The sequence below is a fragment of the Calidifontibacter indicus genome (assembly GCF_003386865.1).
Classification (GTDB): domain Bacteria; phylum Actinomycetota; class Actinomycetes; order Actinomycetales; family Dermatophilaceae; genus Yimella; species Yimella indica.
Genome location: NZ_QTUA01000001.1, coordinates 959,912 through 977,269, shown reverse-complemented (window position 1 = coordinate 977,269; position 17,358 = coordinate 959,912). Strand labels below are relative to the sequence as shown.

The following is a 17,358-nucleotide window of genomic DNA, read 5'->3' as shown; positions in this document are numbered from 1 at the left end:
ACCCCGGGCGACCAGCCGCCAACCGACTTCTGTGGAAGCCCGGCGACGGGGAGTGCGGCTGTGGAATCAGCCGGCCCCGAACCGATCCGGCTGCGGACAGCGGAAGGCCCCGCCGGGGGGACGGCGGGGCCTTCGGTGTTCGTCACCCAGGGGGGATGAGGACGAACACTGCGCTACGACCTCTAAAGGGAGCGCGGACATGTCAATGGTGCGAGCAGCAGGGCCATCGGAACAAGTGGTCTGACCGTTTCCTTACCAAGTTCTTACCTTTTGCCGTTTTGTCGCCACACAGAAAGCATCGGTATCCAATAACGGCCGCTCAACGGCCCAGAACGACGGCAGAACAACGACTCAGAACGAGATGAAGCCCTGCTCCGAGAACCGGAGCAGGGCTTCATCGACCGCATCGTCAGCAGGGTTACCAAGCGTGCATTCTGGTTGTCGCCGAACCTCGAGGGGCCGGACGAGCTGTCCACTCTGTGAACTGCCTTCGCGTGGGTGCCCTGTTCAGTTGCGGCGGTCCTGCGGCTTGTTGCCTGAGTAAAGGTCTACTCCTGTCGATGGTCCGATGCAAGGGATCCTGAGGAATCCGAAGTGAGCCGTCCAGCGAGCACCGCGTCGCACACGTCGTGCCCTGCACCGGCGGCACGGGTGAGCGCGGCGGCCTCGTGCAGCACCCACAACCGCACCCCTTGCGGGTCGCCCGACGCGTACGCCCCCATCGCGCCTTGGTAGTCGGTGGCCATCGAGTGGTGAGCCTGCTCGGGCACCGCCACGCCGGTCGGGTCGAGCCCGCTCCCCCACACCAGCGCCCGCTCGAACGCGCGGGCCACCAGCGCATTGCCGTGCACGAACGGACGCGCTGCAACAAGCTCGGCGTGCACCACCGCGGCGACAACGACGGTTGGCAATTGCGCACTGCGGGAAAGGAGTTCGCAGATCTGATCGAGACGCTGCGTCGCCTCGACCGCGTCGGGGGCCGGCCCGAGTTCGAGCATCTCCCGGCTGTCCTCGCCGGCGCGGCGTGGGCGGCCCACCTGGTCGGCGGGCAGCAGTTCGGCCATCGCGGCAGTGTGCAGACGGGCGAGCGCCTGGCGGGGCGAGGTGACGACCATCGAGCGCACCTGCTCGGTCGCGGCGCTGACCCGGAGCGCAGCAGCCACCGTCCGCTCGAGCGGGTCGGGATCGGCCGGCCAGGTGCGTGCGCCACGGAACACGTCGCGCACGATCGTCACCGACATCTGGGCACCGTCGAGCGCGGCACTGGCGGTCGCGCCACGCACCCGCGACTCGGCCGACGCCTCCGGGATCCGCCGTCGCAGCGCGGGGTGCCAGCGCAGCGCCGTGCACGCCTCGCGGGCGGTGTCGATCGCCTCGGGCACCTCCGGAAGCTGGGCGAGGGCGTTGACCGCGGCGACGACGTCAGACATGGACGCCGGCGCAGAGCTTGATTTCCACGTTGATTCGCACGTTGTTTTGCACGGGCCAACCGTATGGCGCCGAGTTCCCCGTCCGTGCGCCGGTAGAATCACCACCACGGTGTGCCGGGAAGTCTGGTCGGCAGTTGCTGCCACCTACCCTGAAAGCGAGGCCCATGAGCTCCGCAAACCGCCCCCGTCTTTTCTCCCGCGGCGAATGGCCCGAGGCCGAACGCGTCGCCGCCCTGCTGCGCCAGGAGACCGTTGGCGGCGCGCTGCTCCTGCTCGCCACCGTGCTCGCGCTGCTCTGGTCCAACTCCCCCTGGCGCGACGGCTACACCGCACTCGCCGATCACCACCTCGACATCGCACCGCTCGGCATCCACCTGTCGGTGGCGCACTGGGCGGCCGACGGGCTCCTCGCGGTGTTCTTCTTCGTCGTCGGGCTGGAGTTGAAGCACGAGTTCGTGCACGGCGACCTGCGCGACCCGGCCAAGGCGACGGTGCCGGTCGTCGCCGCGGCCTGCGGGGTCGCCGTCCCGGCCATTGTCTTCACCGTCGCCCAACTGCTGCTGGACGGCGACCTGCGCGGCTGGGCCGTGCCCACCGCCACCGACATCGCGTTCGCCCTCGCGGTGCTCGCGGTCATCGGCACGCACCTGCCGTCGGCGCTGCGATCGTTCCTGCTCACCCTCGCCGTCGTCGACGACCTGATTGCGATCACGATCATCGCGGTGTTCTTCAGCTCCGACCTCGATCTGCCGATGCTCGCTCTCGCGGTGCTGCCGGTCGCGGCGTTCGGCTGGGTCTCACGCACGCGAAGTCACCCCTGGTGGCTGTTGCTCCCGCTCGGGGTCGCCACGTGGGTGCTGGTGCTCAACTCCGGCGTGCACGCCACCATCGCCGGCGTCGTGCTCGGCCTGGTCGTGCCGGCCAGCCGTGCCCCCGGAGGGCACAGTCTGGGCGAGCGCCTGGAGCACCGCATCCGTCCGCTGTCGGCCGGTTTCTGCGTGCCGGTGTTCGCGTTCTTCGCCGCCGGGGTGAGCTTCGTCGGCGGCGATCTGGCGAAGGCATTCACCGACCCGATCACCATCGGGGTGGTCGCGGGGCTGGTGCTCGGCAAGCTCGTCGGCATCTTCGGCAGCACCTTCCTGATGGCCCGATTCACCCGCGCCGAACTCGACGACGACATCGCGTGGTCCGACCTGTTCGGCCTGTCGCTGCTGGCCGGCGTCGGGTTCACCGTGTCGTTGCTGATCGGCGAGCTGGCCTTCGGCGCAGGGTCGATCGCCGACGAACACGTGAAGATCGGTGTGCTCATCGGGTCGCTCATCGCGGCGCTGCTCGCCACGATCGTGCTGCGCAGCCGCAACAAGATCTACGCCCGCATCCACGACGACGAGACCCGCGACGACGATCTGGACGGCATCCCGGACGTGTATCAACGTGGCCCAGGTCGCGGCGGTGCAGCAACCACAGACGGAAACCGGACGCTAGGGTAGGTGCGATGTCACGCCGGTTTCACGGCGTGGAGAAGTCCAAACGTCCAGCAAGTCTGAAGAGGAATTCGAATGGCCCAGGAGCGCACACTCGGTCAGCTCGTCGCTGACGCGTCGCAGGACCTCTCGTCGATCGTCAAGGGCGAGATCGCGCTGGCGAAGATGGAGATCAAGTCGGACGTGAGCAAGGGCGGCAAGGGAGCGGGCCTGCTCGTCGGCGCCGGCGTCGTCGCGCTGTACATGCTCGGCTTCCTGCTCACCGCCGCCGCCTGGGGCCTCGTGGCCGCCGGACTGCCGGAGTGGGCCGGGTTCCTGATCATCGGCGGCGTGCTGCTGGTGATCACGTTGATCCTCGCCCTCATGGGCAAGAGCGCGCTCAGCAAGATGCAGGGCAAGCCGGTCAAGACGATCGACAACGCGCAGAAGACGGTTGCGGCGCTCAAGCCGCCGAAGGCGTCCTGACGCCGCACCCCAGAACCACGGATGAAGCCCCGGCCGAGACGGCCGGGGCTTCATCGTTCGCCGGAAGCGAAGTCAGCGGCGCAGGAAGCGGGCCGGCACGGTGCGCTCGTCGGCGGTGTTCCACGGGCGCTCGAGCCCGGCCTGGCCGAGCACGGCGTCGAGCAGGATCGCGGTGAACCCCCAGATGTACAGCCCGCCGGCCTCGAACGCCGGCGCCGCGAACTGCCGCGACGGGTGGATCGCGGTGAACCGGTTGGCCGGGTCGACGAGGTCGTCGAGGCGCACCCGCGCCACCCGGTCGACCTCGTGGCGGCTCTTGGCGTGCACCTCCGACGGGTCGTGCCACCAGCCCACGACCGGCGTCACGTGATAGCCGGTGACCGTCAACGGGACGGCGGGCAACTCGCCGAGCACGCTCACCCCGGACGCGTCGAGGTCGACCTCCTCGTGCGCTTCACGCAGTGCCGCCGCGGTCGCGTCGACATCGGTGTCGTCGATGCCCCCGCCGGGGAAGGACACCTGGCCGGGGTGCTTGCGCATGTGCTCGGACCGCTGGGTGAGCAGCACGTCCTCTCCCCCCACCTCGCTCGGGCCGAACAGGATGAGCACCGCCGAGCGGCGCCCCTCGGGCACCCCCAGGCTGTTGAAGAAGGAGTCACCGGCGCCGGCCCGCTGCATGAGGCCGGGCAGCCAGCCGGGCACCGGGGCGGTCACGACGCGTACTCCGCGCGCAACCGTTCCAGCTCGTCCTCGCGACCGGGCGCCAACTCGAACTTCAGCAGCTTGCGTGCCTTCGTCTCGTCGAGTTCGCCCTCGCCGTAGGAGGGACACCACCGCGCCACCGGGCACACCCCGCAGGCCGGACGCTTGGCGTGGCACATCCGTCGGCCGTGGAAGATCAGCACGTGGCTGAGCATCGTCCAGTCCTTGCGCGGGAACAGCGCACCGATCTCGTGCTCGACCTTCACCGGGTCGGTCTCGGCGGTCCAGCCGAGCCGCCGCACCAGACGTCCGAAGTGGGTGTCGACGGTGATGCCCGGGATGCCGAACGCGTCGCCGAGCACCACATTTGCGGTCTTGCGCCCCACACCGGGCAGCGTGACGAGGTCGGCCAGCTTGTTCGGCACCTCGCCGTTGAACCGTTCGGTCAGCACCTGCCCCAGAGTCTGCACCGAGTTGGCCTTCGCCCGGAAAAACCCGGTGGGGCGCAGCAACTCCTCCAACTCGGTGCGGTCGGCCTCGGCGAGCGCCTTCGCATCGGGGTACCGCGCGAACAGCACCGGCGTGACCTTGTTGACCCCGACGTCGGTGGTCTGCGCCGACAGGATCGTGGCCACCAGCAACTGCAGCGGCGTCTCGAAGTCGAGCTCGCAGTGGGCGTAGGGGTAGAACTCGTGCAGCGCGCGGTAGGTCTTGCGAGCCCGCCGGGTGCGGGCCACCGGCGCTTCGTCCGCAATGTCGATCGGCTTCACATCCGCCAGCCTAGGCAGCACCCCTGACAGCCGCCCGCCCGACCGTGATCGGGTGCGAATTCGGGACAGTCGCGGCGCGTGCCAACGGCGTGGACGTGAACTACGCCACTGCCGTGGCAGACTGACCCCCGTGGACACCCAAGCCGTACGCAAAGCGCCCCTTTTCGCCGCACTGGACGACCAGGCCGCCGAGGCCCTGCTGGAATCGATGACCCGCACCAAGGTGCCGCGGGGTCAGGAGCTGTTCCACGAGGGCGACCAGGGCGACTCGCTGTACGTCATCACCGACGGCAAGGTGAAGCTCGGCCGCCGCTCCCCCGACGGCCGCGAGAACCTCCTCGCCATCCTCGGCGTCGGCGAGATGCTCGGTGAGTTGTCGCTGTTCGACCCGGGCGCCCGCACCGCCACCGCCACCGCGGTCGCCGACACCGAGCTCGTCGGCATCGGCCACCAGGCGATGAAGGACTTCCTGCAGCAGCGGCCCGAGGTCTCGATGACCATGCTCACCGCGCTCGCCCGCCGCCTGCGTCGCACCAACGAGGCACTGGGCGACCTCGTCTTCACCGACGTGCCCGGACGCGTTGCCAAGGCCCTGCTCGACCTCTCCCAGCGCTTCGGCAAGCCGGTGGACGAGGGTGTGCTGGTCGCGCACGACCTCACCCAGGAGGAGCTCGCGCAGCTTGTCGGCGCCTCCCGCGAGACCGTCAACAAGGCGCTGGCCGACTTCTCCGCGCGCGGTTGGGTCAAGCTCGAGGCGCGCGCGGTGACGCTGCTCGACGTCGAGCGCCTGCAGCGTAGGAGCCGCTGACACCTCACCCCTTACGCAAACGCGCGGGGTATCGAGAAACGCTCGGGTCATTACCCGGGCAGTTCTCGATATCCCGCGCGTTTGCGTGTTGAAGCGCTACGAGCGCTCGCCGAGATACTCCAGTTGCGCCTGCACCGTGGCCTTCGCGGCCGGCCAGACCGACTTGGGCACGTCGGCGTACACGTGCTCGACGATCGCCTGCGCGACGTCGTCGGCGTCGCTCGCGCCGTCGGCCAACGCCGCCCGCACCTGGTCGAGTCGTTCGGCGCGGTGCTTGCGGTAGAAGTCGATGACCGCAGCAGCCTCGGGTGCGGTCGGACCGTGTCCCGGAGCGAGCATCAGCCCACTCTCGGACGCGGCGGCGTACATCGCGTCGAGCGAGTCGAGGTAGGAGCCGAGGTTGCCGTCGGGGTAGGCGACGATGCTGGTGCCGCGACCGAGCACGGTGTCACCGGTGAGCAGCAGCCGCTCGTCCTCCCACGCGAACGACACCGAGTCCTTGGTGTGACCGGGAGTCACGAGCACGCGAAGGTCGATGTCTCCCAGGGTGATTCGCTCACCGTCCGTGAACGCTTCGCCGCGGCCGGCACCACGGACGGGTGAGCCGGTGCGGTCGAGGAAGTGCGGCACGCCCTCGTCGTGGTCGAAGTGCCCGTGGGTGACGAGGGTGAGCGCCACCCGCGCACCGAGCTCCTCGACGTGGGTGGCGACGCGTTCGAGGTGGGTCTCGTCGAGCGGACCGGGGTCGATCACGACGACCTCGTCGGTCGAGGTGGAGTGCAGCACCCAGGTGTTCGTGCCGTCGAGGGTCATCGGACCCGGGTTGGGGCACAGCAGCACGGTCGAGCGGTCGCTGACGACCCCTCCGGTCCAAGGCTTTTCGGTCATTGCGTGATCCGATCAGTCGAAGTAGCTGACGCGCAGCTGCACGCCGTCCGGACCCATCTCGGGCACGGGCATGACGGTCATCAACGGCGGACGGTGCTCGACCATCGAGTTCGCGTCGGGCGCACGGGCGATGCGTTCAAGCTGCAGTTCGGTGGGCGGCAGCATCACCGCGTCGCCGGCCCGCAGGTCGGCCAGCAACTGTGCGGGACGAACCCAGCGGCTGACGTCCGACTCGGTGGTGTCGTCGTCGGCGTGCTGGTCGGCCGGCATCAGCGCCGCGAAGAACCACGTGTCGTAGCGGCGCGGCTCGAATTCCGGTGTGATCCAGTGGTCCTGGGCCTGCAACAGGTCGGTGCGCAACGTCATGCCGCGCTGCGCGAGCAACTCGGCGAAGGACACCTGGCGGGCCAGCAGCGCGGCCCGGTCGGCGGCCCGCTCGGGGTGTTCGTCGGGGGCGACGAGCGCGTCGTCACCGCGTCCGGCGAGCAGCACGCCCGACTCCTCGAACACCTCCCGAGCGGCCGCGACGACCAGGGCCGTCGCGATGTCCTCCGGCTCACCGAGCCGCTGCGCCCATTCCGCCGGCGAAGGGCCGGCCCAGTGCGGAAGCACGTGCGAGTCGCGGTCGTCGACACCACCGCCGGGGAACACCCACATCGACGGCGCGAACGCCATCGTGCTGACCCGGCGCATCATGAACACCTCGACGCCGTCGGCGGCGTCGCGTAGCAACATGACGGTGGCGGCGCGGCGCGGTGTGACACCCGTCGGGGAGCCGTGCTCGACCCATTGCTGCGCACTCGGGCCGAGCTTGCCGGCCGGGGCGAAGATGCGTTCGACGACGCGCGGCTCGCTCATCCTGCCGCCCTGATCAGTCGGTGACCGAGACGGTGATCTCGACCTCGACCGGCGCGTCGAGCGGCAGCACCGCCACGCCGACGGCCGAGCGGGCGTGAGCACCCTTGTCGCCGAACGCCTTTGCCAGCAGCTCGCTGGCGCCGTTGATGACGGCCGGCTGGCCGGTGAACGACGGGTCACTGGCGACGAAACCCACCACCTTCACCACGCGGACGGTGTCGAGGTCGTCGACGAGGCTCTTCACCGCGGCGATCGCGTTGAGCGCGCAGGTCTGGGCGAGCTGGGCGGCGTCCTCGGCCGATACCTGCGCGCCGACCTTGCCGGTGGCGGCGAGTTTGCCGTCGACCATCGGCAGCTGGCCGGAGGTCATGACGAGGTTGCCGTCGCGGATGGCGGGCACGTAGGCCGCGACCGGCGCGGCGACGGCCGGCACGGTGAGGCCGAACTCGGACAGGCGGTCTTCGACTGCGGACATGGTTCAGCCCTTCTGGCGCTTGAGGTAGGCGACGAGGTTGCCTCCGTCGCCGGTGACGACCTGCACCAGCTCCCAGCCGTCCTCGCCCCACTGGTCGAGGATCTGCTTGGTGGCGTGCACGATCAGCGGAACAGTGGCGTACTCCCACTTGGTCATGGCTTTTCCCTTCGAAGAGTGATCTCGGTCGGCTCGATTATCGCGTCGGGCTGAACGGTGCGAGCTCGGCGGGCACCTTGCCGGTGACCATCTGCTCGGCGAGCAGGCGTCCGGACAGCGGGCCGAGGGTGATTCCCCACATGCCGTGGCCGCCGTTGACGTAGACCCGCGGCACCTTCGTCTCACCGATGAGCGGCAGTCCGTCGACGGTGACGGGGCGCCCGCCCACCCAGACGTCCTGCTGGTCGTCCCAGTCGACGCCGGTGAGCAGCGGCTGTCCGCTGCGCTTGATCGCGGCGACACGGTCGGCGTTGAGCGGGTCTTCGGTGCCGGCGAACTCCATCGTGCCGCCGATGCGCAGCCGGTCGCCCAGCGGCGTGCAGGCCACCCGCTCGAACGGGAAGTAGACCGGGCAGGGCACCGGGCGGGCCGCCGGGTCGGTGACCGACACCGAGAAGCTGTAGCCGCGTCCGGCGCGCAGCGCCACCCGCACCCCGCACGACTTCGCGAGTTCGGGCAGCCAGGCGCCGGTCGCGATGACCACGGCGTCGCCGGAGATCGGTTCGCCGCTCATCATCTCGACGGTGACGCCGCCCGGGCCGTGCCGCAAGGCGCGGGCGTTGGCGCCGATGACGAAGCGTCCGCCGCGCTGCTCGACGGCGCAGGCGAGCGCGTCGACGTACTCGCCCGGGTTGATGTAGCGCTGGCCGCCGAGCCGGATCGCCTTCTCGACGTCGGGGCTGACGATCGGGAGTTCGGCGCGCAGGGTGGCGTTGTCGACCTCGGTCGCTTCGAGTTCGAGTCCGGCCTCGTGAATGAGCTCGACCTCGTGTTCCAGGCCCTTGGCGTCTTCGGCGCGGCGGAACGCGGCCATGATCGGCGCCTCGTGCGAAGTGGCGGCGACCCCGCCGTCCTCGAGCTGCTGGTAGGCGGCGATGGCCTGGCGATTCATCGGCACGTACTTGTCCATCGTCCGTTTCCACTGCCCCGGGGTGCAGCGGCGGGCGAACCCGAGCAGGAAGGAGGCGAGGTGGACGTCGGGCTTGAGCGGGATGAACAGCGGCGAGTTCGGATCGAGCACGGCCTTCAGCCCGTACTTGATCACCGACGGGTCGGAAAGCGGCACGCACAGGCCCGGAGAGATCCAGCCCGCGTTGCCCCACGAGCTACCCGCGGCAACACCCGAGCGCTCCACCACCGTGACCTGCACACCGTGTTCCTGTAGGAACCACGCGGTCGACAGACCCACCATTCCCGCCCCGACGATCACGACGTGCGGGGTGCCCGCACCGTGCGCCGGACGGAGGACGTTCGCCATGCTTGACTCTCCCTGGAACGTGCAAACGTCTGGACGCTAGCACCGTAAAGACGCAGGTCACATTGCGCTGGCGTACCGGCGGGTAGAGAGGCAGGTCGTCCGTGGATCACCCTCCCGAGCCGCTCGACCGCAACCCGGATCGCACCCTCACCTACGGGCCTCATCCCGACCAGGTCGTCGACGTCTACGCCGGCGGCAGCGCCGGACGGGTGACGCTGATCCACGGTGGTTTCTGGAAGCCGGCGTACGACCGCGCTCACCTCGCGCCGATGGCGATCGCGTTGGCCGACAACGGTTTCGAGGTCGCACTGGTGGAGTACCGCAGACCGGAGACGGGCCGCTGGCCGGTGATCTCGGCCGACGTCCGCGCGGCGCTTAGCGTGCTCGGCGACGAACCGTCCGTCGTGGTCGGACACTCCGCCGGCGGCCACCTCGCGGTGTGGGCGCTGCACCAACCCGCGGGCCGAGCACTCACGGGTGCGGTGAGTCTGGCCGGATGCCTCGACCTGCAGCAGGCGGACGCCGACAACCTCGGCGGCGGCGCCGTTCGGATGCTGCTGGGTGGGCCGGCACACGACCACCCGGACGCCGATCCGGCCCGGCTCGCGCCCGCGCCGAAGCCGGTCGTGCTGATCCACGGCGACCGCGACGTAGACGTGCCGATCGAGATCTCGCGCGGCTACCGCGACCGGGTCGCTGCGCTCGACGCGTCGCGCACACCCGAACTCATCGAGCTGCCCGGTGCCGACCATTGGCCGCCCATCACCCCTACGGCCGAAACCTTCGGCGCCGTGGTCGATGCCATCCGGCGGCTGGCTACTCGCCGGTAGGATCGAAGCCATGACTTGGGACGGCACTCGGCTGCACATCGTGACCGGCAAGGGCGGCACCGGCAAGACCACCGTCGCCGGGGCGCTGGCCCTCGCACTCGCCGACACCGGCAAGCAGGTGCTGCTCGCGGAGGTGGAGAGCCGGCAGGGCATCAGCCAACTGTTCGACGTGCCGCCGCTCGGTGAGGTCGAGACCCGCATCGCGCGTGCGGACGGCGGTGCCGTGTGGGGCATCTCGATCGACGCGAAGGCCGCGCTGCTGGAGTACCTGCAGATGTTCTACAAGCTCGGCATGGCCAAGGGCATGCTCGAACGCTTTGGCGTCATCGACTTCGCCACCACCATCGCCCCCGGCGTGCGCGACGTGCTGCTCATCGGCAAGGTCTACGAGGCCGCCCGCCGGCGCACCGCCCGCCGCGGCCTGCACCACGACCAGATCTACGACGCGATCGTGCTCGATGCGCCGCCCACTGGACGCATCGGCCGCTTCCTCAACGTCAACCAGGAGGTCGCCGGCCTGGCCAAGATGGGGCCGATCAAGTCGCAGGCCGACTCGATCATGCATTTGCTCACCGGGCCCGAGACCGCCGTGCACCTCGTCACGCTGCTCGAGGAGATGCCGGTGCAGGAGACCATCGACGCGGTCGCCGAACTGCGCGGCATCGGGCTGCCGATCGGCAACATCGTCGTCAACCAGGAGCGCGCCGACGTGCTGTCCAGGCGCGCCCTGAAGATCCTGCAGGACGACGACGCAGACCTGTCCGACTTCGAATCCGACCTGGCCGCAGGCGGATTGCGCGTCGGCCCCACCCTCGTGGGCGGCCTGGTGCAGGCCGGACGCGACCTCGGAGACCGGCTCGAGCTGCAGCAGCAGGAGCTGGCCGACCTGCGCGCGCTCGAGCGCCCGGTGGTGCACCTGCCGTTCGTGCCCGGTGGAGTCGACGGCGGCGCGCTGCGCCACTTGGCCGCCGAGTTGAAGGCCGCCGACTCGAAGGCTGACTCGAAGGCCGATTCGAAGCAGGAGAAGAAATGACCGACACCCTCGACATCGACGACCTGCTGCAGAACGACAAGGTGCGCACGATCGTCTGCTGCGGGTCGGGCGGCGTGGGCAAGACCACCACGTCGGCCGCGATCGCGGTGCGTGCTGCCGAGCAAGGACGCCGCGTCGCGGTGCTCACCATCGACCCCGCCAAGCGCCTCGCTCAGGCGATCGGCCTGGAGCACCTCGACAACGAACCCGAGCGGGTGCCCACCGTCGACGAGTCGGCCGGCGGCAGCCTCGACGCGATGATGCTCGACATGAAGCGCACCTTCGACGAGGTGGTGGTGCGGCACGCGGCGCCAGAGAAGGTGCAGCAGATCCTCGACAACCCCTTCTACCAAGCGGTCTCGAGCTCGTTCGCCGGCACGCAGGAGTACATGGCGATGGAGCGGCTCGGCCAGCTGATGGGCGAGACGGACGAGTCGGGCAAGCCGCGCTGGGACCTCGTCGTCGTCGACACTCCCCCGTCGCGGTCGGCGCTCGACTTCCTCGACGCCCCGCAACGTCTCGGCACCTTCCTCGACGGCAAGTTCATCCGGTTGATGACCGCGCCCGCCCGAGCCGGCGGCCGCGCCTACCTCAAGGTGGTCAGTGTCGGCATCTCGTCGGTGTCGGCGGTGATGTCGAAGGTGCTCGGCGCGCAGTTGCTCTCCGACGCGCAGACCTTCATCGCGGCGTTGGAGACGATGTTCGGCGGGTTCCGCGAGCGCGCCGACCAGACGTACGCCCTGCTGAAGGACCCGTCGACCCGGTTCGTGGTGGTGGCGACGCCCGACCGCGACGCGTTGCGCGAGGCGGCCTACTTCGTCGACCGGCTCGAGGAGGACGGCATGCCGCTGGCCGGCATGGTCGTCAACCGGGTGCAGATGACGTACGTGCCGTCAGTTAACGCCTCCCGGGCCCGCAACGCGGCGGACGCCGTCGGCGAACTGCTCGACCGCACCTCTGGCTGGCGACCGAAGGACACCGAGGCGTTGCTGCGGTTGCACGCCGAGGTCACCGACCTCGGGGTGCGCCACGCCGAGGCGATCGAGCGCTTCCGGGTGTTGCACCCGAAGGTGTCGATCGCACAGGTCGCCGCGGCCGGGCACGACGTCAACGACATCAGCGAATTGCGGGATGTCGCGGAGCAGCTCACGGCCTGACCGGACACTCGTGCTGCAACTCGCGGGTGGTGGACGGCGGGTGAGCCGGAATTCCGGCACATTTGCGCCGCGACAGCAGCGAGTTGCAGCACGGGTGCCCGGGTCGGCCCGAGCACCGTCTGCTCAGTTGTCGCGCAGGGCGTCTGCGCGGGCGGCCTTGAACAGCTGCGCCCACGACTTCACGTCGGGCCGGCGACGAAGGAGCGCACGGCGCTCCCGCTCGGTCATGCCGCCCCACACGCCGTACTCGGTGCGGTTGTCGAGAGCGTCGGCGAGGCACTCGGCCACGACCGGGCACCGCTGACAGATGACCTTGGCGGTCTGCTGGGCCGCCCCTTTGGCGAATAGGTCGTCAGGGCTGCCGACGCGGCAGGATGCACGCCCCGCCCAGTTGACGTCCCACAACGAACTCTCCGGTGCAACAACGCTCACAGCTGCCTCCTCAGGCAATGCTGGAAGCCGTCCCCCTCAACGTGCCCCCGTGTGCGCTCTTGTCCAGAGAGCGACAACCACGTTTTCGTTGATGGACCCGGGATCCAGGTCTTTGTGCTACAACCAGCGATGATACCGACGGCGCAGCCGCGTGAACAGAGCTTTTTTCGGATATTCTTCGCGCCAGCAGCGCCCGTCGCAACCGCCTCAGGGAGCGGGTTCCGCCGGGCGGACACCAGGATTCACGGCCCCGACAGGTATGCGGGTTACCCTCTTGTCCATGCGTCAAACCTCCCGCATTGCCAGCGTCATGTCGCTCCTCGGCGGCTTCGTCGCGGTCGCCATGACGATGGGCCTGCTCACTGCCGGGCTCGTCATTCCCGCAGTCGGCGTCGCGGGACAAGCGACCAACAACGGCATCAAGTTGTTCAACCAGATGCCCAGCGACTTCCAGATGAACCCGCTCGCGCAGCAGTCGCGCATCCTCGCGGCCGACGGCACCACCATCGGCACGCCGTTCAACGAGAACCGCATCGTGGTGCCGTTGAACAAGATCGCGCCGGTCATGCAGCACGCACAGGTGGCGATCGAGGACGAACGCTTCTACGAGCACGGCGGTGTCGACCCCCGGGGTCTGCTGCGCGCGATCAGCTCGAACGTGATGAGCGGCGGCACCCAGGGTGCCTCGACGCTGACCCAGCAGTACGTGAAGGTCGCGATCCAGAACCAGGCGCTGGCGGCCGGCAACAAGGACGCCGCGGCGAACGCGGTGGCCCGCTCCGGCATGCAGGGTTACGTGCGCAAGCTGCAGGAGCTGAAGTACGCCGTCACCCTGGAGCAGAAGTACTCCAAGCAGCAGATCCTCGACGGTTACCTCAACCTCGTCTACTTCGGTGACCAGCAGTACGGCGTGGAGGCCGCGTCGCTGCACTACTTCGGTGTGCACGCCTCGCAGCTGACGCTGCCGATGGCCGCGACCCTCGCCGGTGTCGTCAACGCCCCGGGCGTCACCGACCCGATCAACAACCCCGAGGCGGCCACCACCCGGCGCAACCAGGTGCTCGGCAAGATGTACCAACAGGGCTACATCTCCTACAAGGAGTACACCGACGCCACCAACCACGACCTGAAGTCCGACCTCAAGGTCACCAACATCAGCAGTTCGTGCGCCAGCTCGAAGTACCCCTACTTCTGCTACTACGTCTACGACTGGCTGCTGGGCGAGCCGTCGCTCGGCGCCACCCGCAAGGAGCGCGAGGCGAAGCTGAAGGGCGGCGGCCTGACGATCCAGACCTCGTTCGACCCCAAGCTCGCCGCGATCCTCGACAAGCAGATCAAGGCCAAGGTGCCGGTCAACAACTCGGCCGGCATCCAGTCGGCGGCGATCGTGGTGCAGCCGGGCACCGGCCTGGTGCTGGCCTCGAGCCAGAACACCTCCTACAGCAACAACACCGGCAGCGGCCGGACGGCGATCAACTACACGGTGCCGTCGAACATGGGCGGCGGCCAGGGCTTCACCATCGGGTCGACCGCTAAGTTCTTCGCCGTCATCGACGCCGTGAAGAACGGTTGGACGATGGACAGCGAGATCAACGTGCCGCCGATGAACGGCCGCGACGAGCGCGGTTCCTACCGTGAGTTCACCAACAAGGACTTCCCGGGCGAGTGCGGCCTGGGCCGCAGCGAGATCTGGAAGGTGCCGAACTCAGAGGAGGACGAGGGCTCCGGCCCGATGTCCCTCGAGGACGCCACCAAGATGTCGGTCAACGTCGCGTTCGCCCAGCTCGTGTCGCAGCTCGGCGCCTGCAACGTGCGACAGACGATGATCGACTTCGGGCTCAAGCAGGGCAATGGCGAGGCCGTGAACAAGGCACCGTCCGGCATCGTGTTGGGCTCGGAGCCCGTGACCGCCCTCGACCTGGCCAACGCCTACGCCACCATCGCCGCCGACGGCAAGTACTGCGCACCGCGTCCGGTGAAGGCGATCATCGACGCGAACGGCAAGCAGGTGAAGATCACCGGTGCACAGTGCAAGCAGTTGGTGTCCAAGGACGTCGCGCGCACCGTCACCAAGATCTTCGAAGGCGTGCTCGGCAAGGGCGGTACGGCAGCCACGTCCGCCCTGGCGAACGGTCGTCCGGCGGCCGGCAAGACCGGCACCGTCGACAGCGCCACGCAGAGCTGGTTCGTCGGTTACACCCCGCAGCTGACCACCGCCGTCTGGGTCGGCCACGCCGACAACGAGAAGCCGCTCAAGGACGTCAAGATCGGCAACACGTTCTACAAGGGCTACCTCTACGGTGGCACGGTCGCCGCGCCGATCTGGAAGGCGGTCATGGACGAGGCGCTCAAGGGCCAGCCGAAGACCAACTTCCCGGAGCCGTCCGAGGCGGCGCTCAACGCCAACCGTGCGACGGTGCCGAATGTCGTGGGCCAGCGGCCTGACAACGCGCGGTCGATGCTGGAGTCGGCCGGCTTCAAGGTGCAGGAGGGGTCGGCGCAGGACTCCCGGATGTACGCGGGGCGGATCGCGTTCACCTCGCCGTCCTCGGGGAGCAAGGCCGCCAAGGGTTCGACCGTGACGATGTACCCGAGCACCGGACGCGCAGCGTACGTCGCGCCGTCGAGCTCGGTGCAGGCCGCCGCGCCGCGGCGCACCCAAGCGACGTCCCGGTCGACCACGGCCCCGAAGCCGAGTTCGACGTCGGCGCCCAAGCCGAGCTCGACGTCCGCCAAGCCGAGTTCGACCTCGGCACCCAAGCCGAGCTCGACGAGCGCGAAGCCGAGCTCGACGAGCGCGAAGCCGAGTTCGACGAAGGCCGACAAGCCCAAGGCGACGGCGAGTTCGAGCAAGTAGCCGGTACACATGAAGCAGGCCCACCCCGCGACGGGGTGGGCCTGCTTCATGTTTCGGCGCCGTGCTGTGCCGTGCCGTCAGAACGTGCGCGGCGCGCGTCGCGCCCAGGTCAGGACGACAGGGCGCGCTTCACCGCTGCGGCCACCTTGCCGCCGTCGGCCCGGCCGGCGATCTTCGGCTGGAGGATCTTCATGACGTTGCCCATCGCGCCCATGTTGGTGGCGCCGGTCTCGGCGACCGCCTCGGCGACCATCTGGTCGAGTTCGGCGTCGGACAGCTGCGCCGGGAGGTACTTCTCGAGCACCGCGAGCTCGGCCCGCTCCTGCTCGGCGAGTTCGCTGCGTCCGGCGCCGTCGTAGGCCTCGGCGGCCTCCTTGCGCTTCTTGGCCTCCTTGGTGACGACCTTCAGCATCTCGTCGTCGCTCAGCTCCTTGGCGGTGTCGCCGGCGACCTCGGCGTTGGTGATCGCGGCGAGGGCCATGCGCAGGGTGCCGGCGGCGACCTTGTCGCGCGCCTTCATCGCCTGGTTGAGGTCGGATTGGAGGGTCTGCTTGAGCGTCATGGCGCCAGTCTCCCACTCCCGCCCACCCGCTTGCCTCCACACGCTGCGGTTGCAGCAGCAGCGTGGGGAGGTAGCCGCAGCGTCTGCGGTGGGTTTGCGGTGGATTCCGGTGGATTCGGCGCGGGACGCGGGGCGTGCGACGATGCGGGGATGCATGCAATGACCAAGTCAGCGCTCGCTCTCGGCTCCCTCGGCGCCGCGACGCTCGGCTGGTCGTCGATCGTCGAGCGCAACTGGTACGCGTTGCGTGAGGTGACGGTGCCGGTGCTGCCCGAGGGCGCGCAGCCGCTACGGGTGCTGCACCTGAGCGACCTGCACCTCGTGCCGCGGCAGGCTCGCCGCATCTCGTGGGTGCAGGACCTCGCGCGCCTCAACCCCGACTTCGTGGTCAACACCGGTGACAACTGCTCCGACCCCGACGCGATCCCGTCGGTGTTGAAGACGATGGCGCCGCTGATGGACTTCCCGGGTGCCTACGTGCTCGGCTCGAACGACTACTTCGCGCCGGCCCCGCGCAACCCGCTGCGCTACTTCAACCAGCGGCATCGCCGAGCCGACGAGATGGGCCAGAAGACGCTGCCGTGGCGCGACCTCGTCCGCGGGTTCGACGCGGGCGGTTGGACCAACTTGACCCAGGCCCGCACCCGGCTCCAGGTCGGCGAACTCGACCTCGAACTCGTCGGCGTCGACGACCCGCACCTGAAGTACGACGACTACTCGGCCGTCTCCGCCCCCGCCGCGACGGACGCCGATCTCACCCTCGGCGTGGTGCACGCGCCCTACCTGCGGGTGCTCGACGCGATGACCGCGGACGGTGCGTCGATGGTGATCGCCGGCCACACCCACGGCGGCCAGATATGCGTGCCCTGGTACGGGGCGCTGGTCACCAACTGCGACCTCGGCACCGACCGGGTGAAGGGCTTGTCGCGCTGGTGGTCGGGGGCCGACAACGCGCCCAGCGCGCAGGCTCCGGACGACGCCGCCTGGCTGCACGTTTCCGCTGGTCTCGGGCACAACAAGTACACGCCTATCCGCCTCGCCTGTCGGCCCGAAGCGACCCTGATGACGCTCGTGCCGGCGTCGCGCTGACCCGGATTGGGAGATTGCACGGTCAACCGGTAAAGTTCCCTCTT

Annotated in this window: 18 protein-coding genes; 8 read left to right on the top strand and 10 right to left on the bottom strand. The window is 69.2% G+C overall.

The window, feature by feature from the left end:
* Positions 1 to 548: 548 nt before the first annotated feature.
* Positions 549 to 1,430: a Fic family protein gene (locus DFJ65_RS04645; protein ID WP_115922020.1), complete on the bottom strand. Its 882-nt coding sequence runs from the start codon at positions 1,428 to 1,430 to the stop codon at positions 549 to 551.
* A gap of 164 nt (positions 1,431 to 1,594) precedes the next feature.
* Between DFJ65_RS04645 and nhaA the strand changes: the two genes are divergently transcribed.
* Together nhaA and DFJ65_RS04635 are read left to right on the top strand one after the other, a co-directional pair.
* Complete coding sequence (gene nhaA / locus DFJ65_RS04640) at positions 1,595 to 2,920, top strand: Na+/H+ antiporter NhaA (protein WP_115922019.1); 1,326 nt, start codon at positions 1,595 to 1,597, stop codon at positions 2,918 to 2,920.
* Positions 2,921 to 2,989: 69 nt separating this feature from the next.
* The gene (locus tag DFJ65_RS04635) at positions 2,990 to 3,379 is read left to right on the top strand and encodes a phage holin family protein (RefSeq protein WP_115922018.1); all 390 of its coding nucleotides are present in this window, start codon (positions 2,990 to 2,992) and stop codon (positions 3,377 to 3,379) included.
* A gap of 72 nt (positions 3,380 to 3,451) precedes the next feature.
* Here DFJ65_RS04635 and DFJ65_RS04630 read toward each other — a convergent pair whose 3' ends face one another.
* Positions 3,452 to 4,093 (bottom strand): NUDIX hydrolase, encoded by a 642-nt coding sequence (locus DFJ65_RS04630; RefSeq protein ID WP_245950002.1) that lies wholly within the window; start codon positions 4,091 to 4,093, stop codon positions 3,452 to 3,454.
* Entirely contained in the window at positions 4,090 to 4,851 is a 762-nt protein-coding gene (nth, locus tag DFJ65_RS04625; protein ID WP_115922017.1) for an endonuclease III, read from the bottom strand. The genes DFJ65_RS04630 and nth overlap by 4 nt, the downstream gene beginning before the upstream one ends.
* A gap of 130 nt (positions 4,852 to 4,981) precedes the next feature.
* Between nth and DFJ65_RS04620 the strand changes: the two genes are divergently transcribed.
* Positions 4,982 to 5,659, top strand: a complete 678-nt coding sequence (locus DFJ65_RS04620; protein ID WP_281269854.1) for a Crp/Fnr family transcriptional regulator — start codon at positions 4,982 to 4,984, stop codon at positions 5,657 to 5,659.
* Positions 5,660 to 5,755: 96 nt separating this feature from the next.
* Here DFJ65_RS04620 and DFJ65_RS04615 read toward each other — a convergent pair whose 3' ends face one another.
* From DFJ65_RS04615 to DFJ65_RS04595, 5 genes are read right to left on the bottom strand one after another with little or no spacing between them, the layout of a single operon-like run.
* Entirely contained in the window at positions 5,756 to 6,547 is a 792-nt protein-coding gene (locus DFJ65_RS04615) for an MBL fold metallo-hydrolase (RefSeq protein WP_115922015.1), read from the bottom strand.
* 12 nt (positions 6,548 to 6,559) lie between these two features.
* Complete coding sequence (locus DFJ65_RS04610; RefSeq protein WP_115922014.1) at positions 6,560 to 7,405, bottom strand: NUDIX hydrolase; 846 nt, start codon at positions 7,403 to 7,405, stop codon at positions 6,560 to 6,562.
* A 13-nt stretch (positions 7,406 to 7,418) separates the two neighbouring features.
* Positions 7,419 to 7,880 carry a RidA family protein gene (locus DFJ65_RS04605; protein ID WP_115922013.1) on the bottom strand — a complete coding sequence of 154 codons (462 nt, stop codon included), beginning with the start codon at positions 7,878 to 7,880 and terminating at the stop codon, positions 7,419 to 7,421.
* Between the two features lie 3 nt (positions 7,881 to 7,883).
* On the bottom strand, positions 7,884 to 8,036 hold the full coding sequence (sp36, locus tag DFJ65_RS04600; protein WP_115922012.1) for a Sp36 family protein: 153 nt from the start codon (positions 8,034 to 8,036) through the stop codon (positions 7,884 to 7,886).
* Between the two features lie 37 nt (positions 8,037 to 8,073).
* Positions 8,074 to 9,354, bottom strand: coding sequence for an NAD(P)/FAD-dependent oxidoreductase (locus tag DFJ65_RS04595; RefSeq protein WP_115922011.1), 1,281 nt, complete (start codon positions 9,352 to 9,354; stop codon positions 8,074 to 8,076).
* Between the two features lie 101 nt (positions 9,355 to 9,455).
* Between DFJ65_RS04595 and DFJ65_RS04590 the strand changes: the two genes are divergently transcribed.
* Genes DFJ65_RS04590 through bagB form a run of 3 tightly spaced genes read left to right on the top strand, consistent with a single transcriptional unit; the run spans position 9,456 to position 12,374 of the window.
* Entirely contained in the window at positions 9,456 to 10,184 is a 729-nt protein-coding gene (locus tag DFJ65_RS04590) for an alpha/beta hydrolase (RefSeq protein ID WP_115922010.1), read from the top strand.
* A 10-nt stretch (positions 10,185 to 10,194) separates the two neighbouring features.
* On the top strand, positions 10,195 to 11,217 hold the full coding sequence (bagA, locus tag DFJ65_RS04585) for an ATPase BagA (protein WP_115922009.1): 1,023 nt from the start codon (positions 10,195 to 10,197) through the stop codon (positions 11,215 to 11,217).
* Complete coding sequence (gene bagB, locus DFJ65_RS04580) at positions 11,214 to 12,374, top strand: ArsA family ATPase (protein ID WP_115922008.1); 1,161 nt, start codon at positions 11,214 to 11,216, stop codon at positions 12,372 to 12,374. The genes bagA and bagB overlap by 4 nt, the downstream gene beginning before the upstream one ends.
* Positions 12,375 to 12,497: 123 nt before the next feature.
* Here bagB and DFJ65_RS04575 read toward each other — a convergent pair whose 3' ends face one another.
* Positions 12,498 to 12,806, bottom strand: coding sequence for a WhiB family transcriptional regulator (locus DFJ65_RS04575; protein WP_245950000.1), 309 nt, complete (start codon positions 12,804 to 12,806; stop codon positions 12,498 to 12,500).
* Positions 12,807 to 13,086: 280 nt separating this feature from the next.
* On the opposite strand from DFJ65_RS04575, the gene DFJ65_RS04570 reads away from it, so the two are divergent.
* Entirely contained in the window at positions 13,087 to 15,663 is a 2,577-nt protein-coding gene (locus DFJ65_RS04570) for a penicillin-binding protein (protein WP_170143992.1), read from the top strand.
* Positions 15,664 to 15,772: 109 nt separating this feature from the next.
* Here the strand turns inward: DFJ65_RS04570 and DFJ65_RS04565 are convergent, their stop codons facing one another.
* Positions 15,773 to 16,225 (bottom strand): GatB/YqeY domain-containing protein, encoded by a 453-nt coding sequence (locus DFJ65_RS04565; protein ID WP_115922005.1) that lies wholly within the window; start codon positions 16,223 to 16,225, stop codon positions 15,773 to 15,775.
* Positions 16,226 to 16,384: 159 nt separating this feature from the next.
* On the opposite strand from DFJ65_RS04565, the gene DFJ65_RS04560 reads away from it, so the two are divergent.
* Positions 16,385 to 17,314 carry a metallophosphoesterase gene (locus DFJ65_RS04560; RefSeq protein ID WP_342767495.1) on the top strand — a complete coding sequence of 310 codons (930 nt, stop codon included), beginning with the start codon at positions 16,385 to 16,387 and terminating at the stop codon, positions 17,312 to 17,314.
* Positions 17,315 to 17,358 lie beyond the last annotated feature (44 nt).

Bases quoted from the DNA above. Each gene is read 5' to 3' on its own strand.
- DFJ65_RS04565 (WP_115922005.1), bottom strand. From the start codon at position 16,225: ATGACGCTCAAGCAGACCCTCCAATCCGACCTCAACCAGGCGATGAAG.
- sp36 (WP_115922012.1), bottom strand. From the start codon at position 8,036: ATGACCAAGTGGGAGTACGCCACTGTTCCGCTGATCGTGCACGCCACC.
- bagA (WP_115922009.1), top strand. From the start codon at position 10,195: ATGACTTGGGACGGCACTCGGCTGCACATCGTGACCGGCAAGGGCGGC.
- DFJ65_RS04615 (WP_115922015.1), bottom strand. From the start codon at position 6,547: ATGACCGAAAAGCCTTGGACCGGAGGGGTCGTCAGCGACCGCTCGACC.
- nhaA (WP_115922019.1), top strand. From the start codon at position 1,595: ATGAGCTCCGCAAACCGCCCCCGTCTTTTCTCCCGCGGCGAATGGCCC.
- DFJ65_RS04635 (WP_115922018.1), top strand. From the start codon at position 2,990: ATGGCCCAGGAGCGCACACTCGGTCAGCTCGTCGCTGACGCGTCGCAG.
- DFJ65_RS04605 (WP_115922013.1), bottom strand. From the start codon at position 7,880: ATGTCCGCAGTCGAAGACCGCCTGTCCGAGTTCGGCCTCACCGTGCCG.
- DFJ65_RS04560 (WP_342767495.1), top strand. From the start codon at position 16,385: ATGACCAAGTCAGCGCTCGCTCTCGGCTCCCTCGGCGCCGCGACGCTC.
- DFJ65_RS04595 (WP_115922011.1), bottom strand. From the start codon at position 9,354: ATGGCGAACGTCCTCCGTCCGGCGCACGGTGCGGGCACCCCGCACGTC.
- DFJ65_RS04645 (WP_115922020.1), bottom strand. From the start codon at position 1,430: ATGTCTGACGTCGTCGCCGCGGTCAACGCCCTCGCCCAGCTTCCGGAG.
- DFJ65_RS04570 (WP_170143992.1), top strand. From the start codon at position 13,087: ATGCGTCAAACCTCCCGCATTGCCAGCGTCATGTCGCTCCTCGGCGGC.
- DFJ65_RS04610 (WP_115922014.1), bottom strand. From the start codon at position 7,405: ATGAGCGAGCCGCGCGTCGTCGAACGCATCTTCGCCCCGGCCGGCAAG.
- bagB (WP_115922008.1), top strand. From the start codon at position 11,214: ATGACCGACACCCTCGACATCGACGACCTGCTGCAGAACGACAAGGTG.